This window comes from Mycobacterium sp. PO1, from assembly GCF_017312405.1.
In the GTDB taxonomy this organism is placed as follows: Bacteria; Actinomycetota; Actinomycetes; order Mycobacteriales; family Mycobacteriaceae; genus Mycobacterium.
Genome location: NZ_BLTG01000043.1, coordinates 1 through 13,458, shown reverse-complemented (window position 1 = coordinate 13,458; position 13,458 = coordinate 1). Strand labels below are relative to the sequence as shown.

At 69.3% G+C, this 13,458-nt stretch carries 12 protein-coding genes; 8 read left to right on the top strand and 4 right to left on the bottom strand.

Going from position 1 to position 13,458, the window contains the following annotated elements:
• Positions 1-40: 40 nt before the first annotated feature.
• Positions 41-814, bottom strand: a complete 774-nt coding sequence (locus tag J3476_RS15545; protein WP_207067322.1) for an SDR family oxidoreductase — start codon at positions 812-814, stop codon at positions 41-43.
• Between the two features lie 135 nt (positions 815-949).
• Here J3476_RS15545 and lon point away from each other — a divergent pair, with 135 nt between their 5' ends.
• The 6 genes from lon (at position 950) to J3476_RS15515 (ending at position 6,541) form a co-directional block, all read left to right on the top strand.
• Positions 950-3,271 (top strand): endopeptidase La, encoded by a 2,322-nt coding sequence (gene lon, locus J3476_RS15540; RefSeq protein ID WP_207067321.1) that lies wholly within the window; start codon positions 950-952, stop codon positions 3,269-3,271.
• A 40-nt stretch (positions 3,272-3,311) separates the two neighbouring features.
• On the top strand, positions 3,312-3,641 hold the full coding sequence (locus tag J3476_RS15535) for a TfoX/Sxy family protein (protein WP_207067320.1): 330 nt from the start codon (positions 3,312-3,314) through the stop codon (positions 3,639-3,641).
• A 39-nt stretch (positions 3,642-3,680) separates the two neighbouring features.
• Positions 3,681-4,331: an endonuclease gene (locus tag J3476_RS15530; protein WP_207067319.1), complete on the top strand. Its 651-nt coding sequence runs from the start codon at positions 3,681-3,683 to the stop codon at positions 4,329-4,331.
• Positions 4,328-4,927 carry a hypothetical protein gene (locus tag J3476_RS15525; RefSeq protein ID WP_207067318.1) on the top strand — a complete coding sequence of 200 codons (600 nt, stop codon included), beginning with the start codon at positions 4,328-4,330 and terminating at the stop codon, positions 4,925-4,927. Before J3476_RS15530 ends, J3476_RS15525 begins: the two co-directional genes overlap by 4 nt.
• 10 nt (positions 4,928-4,937) lie before the next feature.
• Positions 4,938-5,942 carry a malate dehydrogenase gene (locus tag J3476_RS15520; RefSeq protein WP_207067317.1) on the top strand — a complete coding sequence of 335 codons (1,005 nt, stop codon included), beginning with the start codon at positions 4,938-4,940 and terminating at the stop codon, positions 5,940-5,942.
• Between the two features lie 89 nt (positions 5,943-6,031).
• Complete coding sequence (locus J3476_RS15515; RefSeq protein ID WP_207067316.1) at positions 6,032-6,541, top strand: hypothetical protein; 510 nt, start codon at positions 6,032-6,034, stop codon at positions 6,539-6,541.
• Here J3476_RS15515 and J3476_RS15510 read toward each other — a convergent pair.
• Complete coding sequence (locus J3476_RS15510) at positions 6,500-7,975, bottom strand: acetyl-CoA acetyltransferase (RefSeq protein WP_207067315.1); 1,476 nt, start codon at positions 7,973-7,975, stop codon at positions 6,500-6,502. The genes J3476_RS15515 and J3476_RS15510 overlap by 42 nt on opposite strands.
• Before the next feature lie 155 nt (positions 7,976-8,130).
• Between J3476_RS15510 and J3476_RS15505 the strand changes: the two genes are divergently transcribed.
• Positions 8,131-10,641 carry a phosphoketolase gene (locus tag J3476_RS15505; protein WP_207067314.1) on the top strand — a complete coding sequence of 837 codons (2,511 nt, stop codon included), beginning with the start codon at positions 8,131-8,133 and terminating at the stop codon, positions 10,639-10,641.
• Positions 10,642-10,722: 81 nt separating this feature from the next.
• Entirely contained in the window at positions 10,723-11,484 is a 762-nt protein-coding gene (locus J3476_RS15500) for a CPBP family intramembrane glutamic endopeptidase (RefSeq protein ID WP_207067313.1), read from the top strand.
• Here the strand turns inward: J3476_RS15500 and J3476_RS15495 are convergent.
• The gene (locus tag J3476_RS15495) at positions 11,481-12,479 is read right to left on the bottom strand and encodes a zinc-binding alcohol dehydrogenase family protein (protein WP_207067323.1); all 999 of its coding nucleotides are present in this window, start codon (positions 12,477-12,479) and stop codon (positions 11,481-11,483) included. The genes J3476_RS15500 and J3476_RS15495 overlap by 4 nt on opposite strands.
• Before the next feature lie 236 nt (positions 12,480-12,715).
• The coding region (locus J3476_RS15490) for an APA family fibronectin-binding glycoprotein (RefSeq protein WP_207067312.1) at positions 12,716-13,458 on the bottom strand (743 nt) is incomplete at its 5' end.

The following is a 13,458-nucleotide window of genomic DNA, read 5'->3' as shown; positions in this document are numbered from 1 at the left end:
GGTGTGGTTGGGCGGGGGTGTGCCGGCGGGCTCCCCCGGATCAGCCCTGAACCGTCGGTCTGATGGTCAGCTCGCCGATCTCCACATCATGAGGTTGCTCGATGACGAACGCGACGGCCCGGGCGACGGCCTCAGGTGCCAGGCCGTAGGAGTCCATGGTCGACCGGATCTGTTCCCGCCGTGCGCTGTCGGTGATGCCGGAGGCGAGCTCGGTGCGCACGAAGCCCGGCGAGATGGAGGTGACCCGGATCGCGCCGTCGGTCGATTCCTGGCGCAGCGCCTCCATCACCGTGCGCACCGCGTTCTTGGTGGCGGCGTACACACCCATGTCGGGAACGATCTTCAACCCGGCGGTCGACACCGTGGTCACGAAATGACCGTGGCCCTGCTGTCGGAAAACCGGAGCGGCGGCGGCGATCCCGTGCAGGACCCCGCGAAGGTTGACGTCGATCATCGCGTCCCATTCGGTGACCGGGCCGTCGGCGAGCGGGCCCAGACTGCTGATCCCGGCGTTGCCCACCAGCACGTCGAGTGTGCCGAAGGTCTCGACGGCGGTCTCGACCAGTCGTGTCACGTCCTCGGCGACGCGGACATCCATCCCGACTGTGACGACTTCGGCGCCGCGGGAGCGCAATTCCTCGGCGAGGGTGGCCAGCCGATCCGTGCGTCGGGCGCCGAGTACCAGCCGGGCTCCCCGTGTGCCGAGCAATGTGGCCGTGGCTTCCCCGATGCCGCTGCTGGCCCCGGTGATCGCGGTCACCTTTCCACTGATCGGGTCTGGGCCTGATGCTTCGAGTGGTGCGGTTCTGGTCATCGCTGTGCGATTCGGGTCATACCGGAGGCAACCGGGCTCGCCACGTCGCTGTTCCGCTGCGGGCGATATTCGTGGCGGGAACAAAGCACGCCGAGGCAAGGTTGAGCGCAACAGGTTCAACTTTGGAGGACATTGATGCCTGAAGCTTTGCAAGTGCCGGTCCTGTTCGTCACCGATCCGATCGTGCTGCCGGGAATGGTCGTGCCGATCGAGCTCGACGACGCGGCCCGCGCTGCCGTCGACGCCGCACAAGCCAGCGAGTTCGGCAAGTTGCTGATCGCCCCGCGGCTCGACGACCGCTACCCGACCTACGGCGTGCTCGCCTCGATCGTGCAGGTGGGCCGCGTCCCCGGTGGTGGCGCAGCCGCGGTCGTGCGCGGTGACAGCCGCGCGCACATCGGCTCCGGGGCAACCGGGCCCGGTGCTGCGCTGTGGGTCACCGTGCAGGAGGTCGCGGTGGCCGAATCCACCGACGAGATCAAGGCGCTGGCTGCCGAATACAAGAAGCTGCTGCTGGCGATGCTGCAGCGGCGCGAGGCGTGGCAGATCGTCGACGTGGTCAACAAGATCAGCGACCCGTCAGCGCTGGCCGACACCGCCGGCTACGCGTCCTACCTGAGTGACGTGCAGAAGCGCGAGCTGCTCGAGACCGAGGACGTGGCCGCGAGGCTGCGGTCTCTGATCGACTGGACCAGCGACCACCTCGCCGAGGTCGAGGTCAACGACAAGATCGCCGAAGACGTCCGTACCGGAATGGACAAGCAGCAGAAGGAGTTCCTGCTCCGTCAGCAACTCGCCGCGATCCGCAAGGAGCTCGGCGAAGGTGAGCCCGAAGGGTCAGACGATTACCGCGCCCGCATCGAAGCCGCCGATCTGCCGGAGAAGGTTCGCGAGGCTGCGCTGCGCGAGGTCGGCAAGCTGGAACGCGCCAGCGAGCAGAGCCCCGAGGGCGGCTGGATCCGGACCTGGCTGGACACCGTGCTCGAGCTGCCGTGGAACGTCACCACCGAGGATGCGACAGACCTGAAGGCCGCCCGAGAGATCTTGGACGCCGACCATCACGGACTCGACGACGTCAAGGATCGCATCGTCGAATACCTGGCGGTGCGCGCCCGGCGCAGTCAGCGCGGCCTGCAGGTCGTCGGCGGCCGCGGATCCGGCGCCGTCATGGTGCTGGCTGGTCCCCCGGGCGTCGGCAAGACGTCGCTGGGTGAATCGGTGGCCCGCGCGCTGGGCCGCACCTTCGTGCGCGTCGCGCTCGGCGGCGTGCGCGACGAGGCCGAGATCCGCGGACACCGGCGCACCTACGTGGGTGCACTGCCCGGCCGGATCGTGCGCGCCATCGGTGAGGCCGGCTCGATGAACCCGGTCGTGCTGCTCGACGAGATCGACAAGGTCGGCTCGGATTACCGCGGCGACCCGTCGGCGGCGCTGCTGGAAGTGCTCGACCCGGCACAGAACCACACGTTCCGGGACCACTACCTGGATCTGGATCTCGACCTGTCCGATGTGGTGTTCCTGGCCACGGCGAACGTCGTCGAGAACATCCCGTCGGCCCTACTGGACCGCATGGAGCTGGTCACCATCGACGGTTACACCGAGGACGACAAGGTGGCCATCGCCCGCGACTACCTGCTGCCCCGCCAGCAGGAGCGGGCGGCGTTGTCGGCCGACGAGGTGAGTGTGACCGACGCGGCACTGCGCAAGATCGCCGCGGACTACACCCGCGAGCCCGGAGTCCGCCAGTTCGAGCGGCTACTGGCAAAAGCCATGCGCAAGGTCACCACAAGGCTGGCCGACGACCCGCACCCGGTCGAGATCGACGAGCCGGATCTGGTCGAGTTCCTGGGGCGGCCCCGGTTCATCCCGGAGTCCGCCGAACGCACGGCGGTGCCAGGGGTGGCCACCGGCCTTGCCGTCACCGGCCTCGGTGGTGACGTGCTCTACATCGAGGCCGGCGCCACCGACGGTGAGCGGGGCTTGCAGCTGACCGGGCAACTGGGCGACGTGATGAAGGAATCAGCGCAGATCGCGCTGTCCTACGTCCGTTCCCACGCTGACCAGTTGGGCGTGGATCCGGCGGCGCTGGACCGGCAGATCCATGTGCACGTGCCCGCCGGCGCCGTCCCCAAGGACGGCCCGTCGGCCGGCGTGACGATGGTGACCGCGCTGGTGTCGATGGCCACTGGTCGCCAGGTGCGCGCGGACGTGGGGATGACCGGCGAGGTCACCCTCAACGGCCGGGTCCTGCCGATCGGCGGGGTCAAGCAGAAGCTGCTGGCCGCACAGCGGGCGGGCCTGTCCACGGTGTTCATCCCGCAGCGCAACGAGGCCGACCTCGATGACGTGCCCGCCGATGTGCTGGCCGCACTCGACGTCAGACCGATGACCGACGTGGCCGACATCCTCGCGCTCGCGCTCGTGCCCGGCGAGAACAGCGTCACCGCGGCGGCCTGACCGGCGGATGCGTGTCGGGCCGCGGCGCTAGCGTGAGCCGGTGGCATACGACCGGGAACTGGCCGACCGCGTCCGCGAACTTCTCGCCCCGCGCGGAGCCGAGGAGAAGTCGATGTTCGGTGGGCTGGCGTTTTTGATCAACGGCAACATGTCGGTGGTCGTCAGCGGGCACGGTGGGCTGATGGTCCGCGTGCCCGCGGACGACACCGACACGCTGCTCGCGTCGGCACACGTCGAACCGATGATCATGTCGGGGCGGCAGGTTCGCGGGTGGGTCCGGGTCGGCGCGCCGGCGCTGCGGACCCGACGCCAGCTTTCGGCCTGGGTCGAGCGTGGGGTGGGCGTCGCCACCGCCCTGCCCGCCAAGTAGGGCACGTTTTCCGAATTCGGCATCGGGTAAGACGGACACATGGCCTCAACGACATCTGAGCGCGTCGTCGAGCGGCTGATGGAGCGTGCCGGCACCACCTACGCCGAGGAGGCGGGTATCCGGCTCCGGGACAAGCCCATGCCGCTGTTCCAGCTGCTGATCCTGTGCATGCTGGCGAGCAAGCCCATCGACGCGGCAATCGCGATGCGCGCGGCGCGTGAACTGTTCCGGGCGGGCCTGCGGACCCCGCACGCCATGCTGGACGCGCAGCGCGCCGATCTGATCAAGGCGTTCGGACGCGCGCACTACGTGCGCTACGACGAAAGTTCGGCGACCCGTGCGGTGGACATCGCCACCGCCGTCAAAGACGAGTACGGCGGGGACCTGCGTCGTCTGGCCACCGCATCCGCGCGCGAGATCGACACCGCCAAGAAGTTGCTGGAGAGGTTCAAGGGCATCGGCGACACCGGTGCCGACATCTTCCTGCGCGAGGTGCAGGACACCTGGAGTTGGGTGCGACCCTTCTTCGACGACAGGGCGCGTGACACCGCGCGTGAGTTGGGACTGCCTGCCGACGCCGACAAGCTCGCCGCGCTCGCCCCGCGTCGCAGCGCCACGCTGGCCGCCGCGCTGGTGCGGGTCTCGCTCGACGACGATCTGCGGTCCGACCTGAAGACCGAACTGCGGTGAACCTCGCCACGGCGGCGGCGCTGTCGGGCAGCGCGCTGCTGCTCTGCGCGTGCTCCGGTCCGACGGTGATCAACACCGAAGAGCGCACCACCACCACCGCGGCGCCTCCGGCGGCGGCGTCGACCACCGTGGCCAGCAATGCACATCTGGTCAACGCGTTCGACTACGCCGCCGAGGTCGACGGCAGGACCGGCTATTACTTCACCAGTCCCAGTGGGCGCTGGCAGTGCGCCATCAAGCCCCGGGTCGAGGCGGGGTGCCAGAACGCGGACGCGCCCGCATCGGGTATCCGGATCACCGACGCCCCGGACGACGTACCGGGCCCCGACGGTGAGCCGGCGGCGCCCAACGCGATCCGGGTGGACCGCGACCGCGCTGCCGAATTCGCCGTGGTGACCGCGACCGCCTACGGACTGGAGCCCGACCCGGCGGAGGTGCTTCCGTTCAACCGCATCCTGGCGGTGGCGGGATTCCGCTGCAATGTCCAGGAGGCGTCCGGCATTTCCTGTCTGTCCGAGACCAGCGGCGCGGGTTTCACGTTCTCTGCCGAGGAGTACGCGACGAGCTACGTCGACGTTCCCCCGGACGCACCTTAGGGTCAGGGGGATGACACACACGCCGCACCCGAGGCCGGTGACCGTCGTCGTCACCGGCGCGGCGGGACAGATCGGATACGCCGCCCTGTTCCGCATCGCGGCTGGTGCGATGCTCGGGCGCGACACCCCGGTCTCGTTGCGGCTGCTCGAGGTGCCCCAGGCCGTCCGGGCGGCCGAGGGCGTGGTGATGGAACTCGACGACGGCGCCTTCCCGCTGCTGGCCGGCACCGAGATCTATGACGATCCGGTCAAGGCGTTCGACGGTGCCGCGGTGGTTCTGCTCATCGGCGCCAAGCCCCGCAGCGCGGGCATGGAACGCGCCGACCTGCTCGGTGCCAACGCGCAGATCTTCGCCGCCGCCGGGCAGGCCCTCAATGCCGGAGCGGCCAGCGACGTGCGGGTGCTCGTGGTGGGTAACCCGGCGAACACCAACGCGTTCGTCGCCGCCGCGCACGCCCCGGACATCCCGGCCGAGCGGTTCACCGCTCTCACCCGGCTCGACCACAACCGTGCGGTCGCGGCGCTGGCGCGGCATTCGGGGGTTCCCGTCACCCAGATCAACCGGATGACGATCTGGGGCAACCACTCACCCACCCAGTACCCCGACATCTTCCACGCGGAGGTCGGAGGCCGCTCAGGTGCCGACTACGCCGCCGACACCCATTGGCTCACCGACGATTTCATTCCGACCGTGGCCCGGCGTGGCACCGCGATCATCCAGGCGCGCGGCGCCAGCTCCGCGGCGTCGGCGGCCAACGGCGCGATCGACCACGTCGACGACTGGCTGCACGGGACCCCCGACGGGGACTGGACGTCGGTCGCGCTGCCCTCCCCCGGCGTCTACGGCGTCGACGAAGGCCTGGTGTGTTCGTTCCCGTGCCGGTCCGTGGGCGGCCGCTGGGAGATCGTGACCGGCCTGGACATCAACGCGTTCTCCCGCTCCCGCATCGACGCGTCGGTGGCCGAGCTACGGGCCGAACGCGACGCCGTAACCGCGCTGGGCCTGCTGCCGTGACAGCCGTGTGAAACAGCACACCGCATTCTCAGCGAAACCTTCGGTTCGGGCGATATCCCGGAATTAGCCACCCGACGAAGGAGTCCGCAATGACCACGACCGAGGAACCACAGCTCCGTCCCCACAGCTTGGCGCCACGGCACTGGCGCACGGTCCGCCGGTACCTGGCGACTGAGGCGGTGGTGCTGACCGGACTGGCCGCGACGGGGCTGATCGCCCTAGCCGTCGGCGACCCGCTGTCCTTCGACGGCGACGCCGGGATCGTCGTGACTCCGGCCTTGTGTGCTCTGATACTGGCGCTCGGCGCCGGTGCAGCGCTGGCCACGACCCGGCTGTCGTTGGCGCGACGATTCTGCGGCGCAGTCGCCATTGCTGCGTTGACGCTGGTGATCATCAGCGGTGTGGCCGCGACCAACTTCACGGCCGGGCCCCTCGGTTTCACCCACGGTGCGACGCTGCTCTATTCCGCGGTCTTCGTGGTGCACCTCGCGATGGGTGTGTGGTTGATCCCGGATCGCCTCGAAGGGCCGGAATGGACACCCACGCCGGACGGCGGGTCAGGACAGCGACGCCGACCCGTCGGGGTGCACCCGCACTGACGCACCCGCGACGTCCTCGTTCACCGTCACCTCGGCCTGCCCGGCGTCGTTGATCACCGCCAGCACCCGTGCGTCCTGCGGTGTGCGCACCGCCAGGAATGCCTTCTCCGGCTTTCCGTCGCGATCGAACGGCGTCGTCCACGACTCGATCCGGCCATCGCCGCTCCAGTCGACCAGCGCTGTGCGGGTGGGTTCCCGGTCGACGACCGGTTGCACGTCCTCCCAGCGGAATTCGCGGCCCGGCGGCTCGGTGCCGTACACCCCGAAGCTGTGTTTGGTCAGGTAGCCGCCGTTGGCGGTGATCAGACCCGTCCGACCGGGTTGAGCCACCAGGCGCTCGGCCATCGTCGCGATCGAGTGGGTGACATAGTTGTTCCACGGTCCCCCCGCGAAGGTCAGGCCGCCGGTGACGGTCAGCGGGCGGCCTCGGTCACCGACCGGCAGGCCGAGTTCGCGGGCCGCCACCTGAACCGCTGACGGGAAGCACGAGTAGACGTCGACGAGGTCGATGTCGTCGATGGCGACGCCGGCCAGCTCGACCGCCCGGCGGCCAGCGATCCTGATCGCCGGCGAGCGGTGGAACTCGGCGCGTTCACCGATCGCGTAGGTGTCGTGGGCATCGGTGCCCGCGTACGGGAAAACCCAACGGTCGCGCGGAATCTGCAGATGCTCGGCGTTGGCGGCCGAGGTCAGGATGAGCACTGCCGCCTGGTCGACCATGTTGTTGGAGTTCATCAGCTTGGTGTAGGGCCAGCTGATCATGCGGTTGGCGGGCGCGGGTTGCCAGATCTGCTCGGCGGGCACCTCCTCGCGGCTCCAGGCGTGCGGGTTCGCCGCAGCGACCGCGGAGAACTGCGACCACAGTTCACCGATGCGGCGCCGGTGCGCGTCGGGGGCCTCGCCCGCGGCGATGCGCACGGCCTGCTCGAACATCGGATACACGTAGGCCGGTCGGTCCAGGTTGATGCGGATCTCGGCGGGACCGGCCATCGGCACACCCTCGTCGGACCCGGGAGCCACCGGCACCGACTCGTCCTGCTTGGTCCAGTCGGGTTTGCGCCCGGCCGCCCGGAGCTTGGACCGGGTTCGCCAGGTCTCGGCTCCGGCGATCAGCACCGTCTCCGACCTGCCCGCGGCGATGTCGAGGCAGGCCAGGTTCACCAGTGTCTGAGGGACGTTGCCGCCGATGCCGGTGTAGCGGGTCACCGCCTTGTCCGCCCTGATGCGTTGGGCCAGGGCCAGTCCCGGGTCCCGGTAGCGCCACGACAACAGGTTGACCACGCGCACCGCGTCGACCGCCTCGAGCACCCGCGGATCGGCGGCGGCGCGCGCAGCCCGCTCCATCAGCGCGACCGGCTCCACGTCAGGACGTTCGGTGTGCTGGTTCACCTGGCCGTATCCGACAAGAACCGGTGTCCTCGGATCAAGGGGCATGACGCAGTGCCTTTCGGGTGGGATCAGGTGAACGGCGCGTACAGCGCTCGGCGACCGTTCATCGGCCACGGCCACAGTATCGGGACGGAAAAGATTAACCGTGCTGCCATCGGCTACAGGTTGGGTACCCGGTCCCGGCGAGGTTGGATGGAGAGATGACCACAACGACTGCCGACAATGCCGATGCCGTCACGACCGCCGCGTGGCGGGCCGTGGATCGCACGCCGCTCAGCGACGACATGGTCAGCCGAATCGACCGCTGGTGGCGGGCGGCGAACTATCTGTCGGTCGGGCAGATCTACCTGCTGGACAACCCGCTGCTGCGCACCCCGCTGGCCCGCGAGGACGTCAAACCGCGCCTACTCGGCCACTGGGGCACCACGCCGGGGCTGAACTTCCTCTACGCCCACCTCAACAGGGTGATCAAGGAACGCGAGCAGTCCACGATCTACCTCACCGGTCCTGGACACGGCGGCCCCGGCCTGGTGGCCAATGCCTACCTGGACGGCACCTACAGCGAGGTCTACTCCGACATCACGTCCGACGCCGAGGGGATGCGCCGGTTGTTCCGGCAGTTCTCGTTCCCCGGCGGCATTCCCTCGCACGTGGCGCCCGAGACTCCTGGCTCGATCCATGAAGGGGGTGAGCTCGGCTACGCGTTGTCGCATGCCTACGGGGCCGCGTTCGACAACCCCGACCTGCTGGTGGCGACCGTGATCGGCGACGGCGAAGCCGAAACCGGTGCGCTGGCCACCGGATGGCATTCCAACAAACTCAGCAACCCCGCCAAGGACGGTGTGGTGCTGCCGATCCTGCACCTCAACGGCTACAAGATCGCCAATCCGACGGTGCTGGCCCGCATCCCCGAGGAGGAGCTGCGGTCCCTGATGGTCGGCTACGGCCACAAGCCGTACTTCTTCGAGGTCCCCGACGACTCCCCCGACCCCGCCGCGCCGGACGACGCGCACGCCGATGCGCACCGGCGCTTCGCGGCCTTGCTGGACGATGTGCTGAACGACATCGCCGACATCAAGGCGCGCGCGGCCGGCGGAGATGACTCGCGGCCGGCCTGGCCGATGATCGTGTTCCGCACCCCCAAGGGCTGGACCGGTCCGGACCACATCGACGGCAAGAAGACGACGGGGTCCTGGCGCGCGCACCAGGTGCCGTTGTCCAATGCCCGCGACACCGCCGAGCACCTGGGTGTGCTGGCGGATTGGCTGGCCTCCTACCGCGCTGGGGAGTTGTTCGACGACAACGGCACGCTGTTGCCCGACATCGCCGAGCTGGCTCCCCCAGGGCAGCTGCGGATGAGCGACACTCCCTACGCCAACGGGGGTCTGCTGCTCAAGGACCTCCGGCTGCCCGACTTCCGTGAGTTCGCGGTCGACGTCCCCGCCCCGGGGGCCACGATCGCCGAAGCCACCCGGGTGCTGGGTCAGTGGCTGACCGAGGTGGTCCGGCTGAATCCGGACAATTTCCGGATCTTCGGACCCGACGAGACCGCGTCCAACCGGCTGCAGGCCGTGTTCGACGGGACCGACAAGCAATGGAACGCCGAGCTGATCGGCCCCGAGGTGGACGAGCACCTCGCGCGGGTGGGCCGGGTGGTCGAGATGCTCTCCGAGCATCAGTGCCAGGGCTGGCTGGAGGGCTACCTGCTGACCGGACGGCACGGGCTGTTCAACTGCTACGAGGCGTTCATCCACATCATCGATTCGATGTTCAACCAGCACGCCAAGTGGCTCAAGGTGACCAACCACATCCCCTGGCGGCGCCCGATCGCGAGTCTGAACTATCTGCTGTCCAGTCACGTCTGGCGGCAGGACCACAACGGGTTCTCCCACCAGGACCCGGGCTTCATCGACCACGTGGTGAACAAGAGCGCCGACGTCGTGCGGGTGTACCTGCCGCCGGACGCCAACACGCTGTTGTCGACCTACGACCACTGCCTGCGCTCGCGCCAGTACGTCAACGTCGTCGTGTCGGGCAAGCAGCCCGCACCCAACTTCCTGACCATGGAGCAGGCCGTCGCGCACTGCACCCGCGGCCTGGGCATCTGGGAGTGGGCCGGCTCGGAGGTGCTGGGCACCGACCCCGACGTGGTGATCGCCGCGGCCGGGGACGTTCCGACACTCGAGGCGCTGGCCGCGGTCGATCTGCTGCGGATCCATCTGCCGGACTTGAAGGTGCGGTTCGTCAACGTCGTGGACCTGATGCGTCTGCAGGACAACACCGAGCATCCGCACGGGCTCACCAGCAGCGCTTTCGACATGATCTTCACCACCGAGAAGCCGATCATCTTCGCCTACCACGGCTATCCCTGGCTGATCCACCGCCTGACCTATCGACGCACCGGGCATCCGAACCTGCATGTGCGCGGCTACAAGGAGGAGGGCACCACCACAACCCCGTTCGACATGGTGATGCTCAACGACCTCGACCGCTACCACCTGGTGATGGACGTCATCGACCGCGTCCCCGCACTGGGGTCACGCTGTGCGACGCTGCGTCAGCAGATGGCCGACAAGCGCATCGCGGCGCGCGAATACACCCGCGTGCACGGGGACGACATCCCCGAGGTCAAGGACTGGGTGTGGCCCGCCGCCCGAAAGCTCGGCGTCGAGGCTGCCGGAACATCCGACACCGGCGGCGACAACGAGTGAGCGGCCCGTCCGAGCCCTGAACCGGCGCATCAGATCGCGGAAAAGTCGCCGTGGGCGCTCAGCCGGTACCCTGGAGCGGTCATGACCGACGTCAGCGCCGCCTCAGGCGAACACCATCCGTTGCTCGCGCAACTGTCGGCGCTCAACCACGCCCGGGTCTACGTCGACGTCGCCGTCGTGATCGTGGTGCTCGCGTTGACCAACCTGCTGGCCCACTTCACGACGCCATGGGCCAACGTCGCCGTCGTGCCTGCGGCCGCGGTCGGGCTGGTGCTGCTGGTGCGCCACCGCGGCTTGGGGTGGACCGAACTCGGGCTGGGACGCGAGCACTGGAAATCCGGCGCCGGCTACGCGGCAGCGGCGATAGCGCTGGTCGGCGCGGTGATCGCGATCGGTGCGCTGTTGCCGTGGACGCGGCCGATGTTCCTGAACGACAACTACGCGACGCTGTCCGGGGCGCTGGTCGCGTCGATGATCATCATCCCGCTGCAGACCGTGATCCCCGAAGAACTGGCCTTCCGTGGAGTGCTGCACGGTGCGCTGGACCGGGCATGGGGATGGCGCGGGGTGGCCGCGGCCGGTTCGCTGCTGTTCGGTCTGTGGCACATCGCCACGTCGATGGGTCTGACCGCCAGCAATGTCGGGTTCACCAAGATCCTGGGGGGTGGGATCTTCGGCATGGTCGCCGGTGTCGTCGGCGCGGTGCTGGCGACCGGAGCCGCCGGGTACGTGTTCGCCTGGCTACGGCGCCGCAGCGGCAGCCTGATCGCCCCGATCGCGTTGCACTGGTCGCTCAACGGGCTGGGGGCATTGGCGGCCGCGCTGGTGTGGCACCTGTCCTAGGGTGACAGCACCGCCGCGCCGGAGACTCGTCCTGCGCTCAGGTCGGCCAGCGCCTGGTCGGCGTTGTCGAGCGGGTACGGGCAGGTGCTGACTTCGATACGGTGGGCAGCGGCGAAGTCCAGGAACGCGTGCGCGTCGGCGCGGGTGTTCGACGTGACCGAGCGCACCTGCCGTTCCTGGAACAGATGACGCTGATAGTTCAGCGCAGGAATGTCACTGAGATGGATGCCCGCGATCGCCAGCGTGCCGCCGCGATCGAGGCCCTCCAGCGCCGGGAGCACCAGCTCGCCGACCGGCGCGAACAGGATGGCGGCGTCCAACGCCACCGGCGGCGGGTCCGCGGCGCCCTGGGCGGACGCCGCACCCAGCGCCAGCGCGAGCTCGCGGGCCTGCGCGCCCCGGGTCATCACATGCACCTCGGCGCCGTCGGCGAGGGCCACCTGCGCGGTCAGATGGGCGCTCCCACCGAAGCCGTAGATTCCCAGCCGGCCGCCCGGCGGCAGCGCGGCACGCTGTAGCGCGCGGTACCCGATGATCCCGGCGCACAGTAGTGGTGCGAGCTCGGTGTCGCTGTATCCGGTGGGGAGCGGAAGCGCGAAAGCGGCCGGCACAGTGGCGAACTCGGCGTACCCGCCGTCGGCGTCCCAACCCGTGTAGCGGGAGTTCGGACAGAGGTTCTCCTGGCCGCGCAGACAGTAGCGGCACTGACCGCAGGTGTGCCGCAACCACGCGATTCCCACGCGGTCGCCCGCACTCAACTCGGTGACCGAGGCGCCGACCGCGACGACCTCTCCCACTACCTCGTGGCCGGGAACCACGTCGGGCCGATGCACCGCCAGGTCGCCCTCGGCAACGTGCAGATCGGTGCGGCAGACCCCGCAGGCCAGGACCGCGACGAGCACTTCGTCGGGCCCGGGGCGCGGTACCGGCAAGCTCGCCCGGGTCAGCGGGTGGGTTTCGACAGGCCCGGGCGTGTGGACCTGCCAGGCACGCATCAGAGAGTCGCTCACGCTCTCACGATGCCGCAGTCGCGGACTCGATGCCAGGGCGCGCCGCCAGCCTGAACTGCCGTGTTTCGCCGAGGTGGGTGGTTCGACGACTCAGGTGGTTCGAGACTCAGGTGGTTCGACGGCTCAGGTGGTTCGACGGCTCAGGTGGTTCGACGGCTCAGGTGGTTCGACCATGCAGAACGGGCACGACCAGCAGGTGGTCGTGCCCGTTCAGTGCCGGGTCAGGCCGGCGGCATCATCTCCGGGGCGGTTGCCGGGTCGATCGGGACCGGCACGCCGACCGCGGCGGGAGCCGGCGGCGGTGGTGGTGCGTTGGGGTCCGGTGGCGGCGCGTTGGGGTCGGCCGGCGGTGGCGGCGCGTTCGGGTCCGCCGGGGGTGGCGGCGGAGGCGGAGCCGGTGCCCACGGCCGGATCGAGTTGGCCAGCCCAATCGCCTGATCCGTCGGGATCGGGTTGTCGGCGGTGCCCAGCCACACCACGAACCAGCGCTCCGGAGCGCGTTGTCCCCGCGGCGTACCGGGGGTCGTGGGCGTGCCGACCACCCCAGCCCAGATCTGACCGTTGGGCTTGTTGGTATCGGTGAACTTCACCTCGTAGTACGACGCGACCCCCGGCATGCCGTCGGCATCCAGCGCAACGGTCTGCTGGTTGACCCGGGTGCCCGGGAACGGCATGAAGAACTCACCCATGTCGGAGGCCAGACGCTGGGCCGCCTTGGTGTTGTCCTCCTCGGCGCCCGCGAACAGCTTCAGGTCCAGCCGGCCCAGCAGCACGCTGGTGTCGTTGGGCGGCTCGGCGCCCTCGGGGGTGACCTTGGTCAGCAGCGCCTGCCCGTAGGACAACTGTGTCGCATCGGCGACCTCCCAGCCTTCGGGTATGACATAGCTGAACCCGCCCGCGGCGTTGTTGACCCGCCCCGGTTCGGGCGCGGGCGGCGGGGGCGCGTTGGGGTCGGCCGGCGGTG

Bases quoted from the DNA above. Each gene is read 5' to 3' on its own strand.
- J3476_RS15545 (WP_207067322.1), bottom strand. From the start codon at position 814: ATGACCAGAACCGCACCACTCGAAGCATCAGGCCCAGACCCGATCAGT.
- lon (WP_207067321.1), top strand. From the start codon at position 950: ATGCCTGAAGCTTTGCAAGTGCCGGTCCTGTTCGTCACCGATCCGATC.
- J3476_RS15530 (WP_207067319.1), top strand. From the start codon at position 3,681: ATGGCCTCAACGACATCTGAGCGCGTCGTCGAGCGGCTGATGGAGCGT.
- J3476_RS15520 (WP_207067317.1), top strand. From the start codon at position 4,938: ATGACACACACGCCGCACCCGAGGCCGGTGACCGTCGTCGTCACCGGC.
- J3476_RS15515 (WP_207067316.1), top strand. From the start codon at position 6,032: ATGACCACGACCGAGGAACCACAGCTCCGTCCCCACAGCTTGGCGCCA.
- J3476_RS15510 (WP_207067315.1), bottom strand. From the start codon at position 7,975: ATGCCCCTTGATCCGAGGACACCGGTTCTTGTCGGATACGGCCAGGTG.
- J3476_RS15505 (WP_207067314.1), top strand. From the start codon at position 8,131: ATGACCACAACGACTGCCGACAATGCCGATGCCGTCACGACCGCCGCG.
- J3476_RS15500 (WP_207067313.1), top strand. From the start codon at position 10,723: ATGACCGACGTCAGCGCCGCCTCAGGCGAACACCATCCGTTGCTCGCG.
- J3476_RS15495 (WP_207067323.1), bottom strand. From the start codon at position 12,479: ATGCGTGCCTGGCAGGTCCACACGCCCGGGCCTGTCGAAACCCACCCG.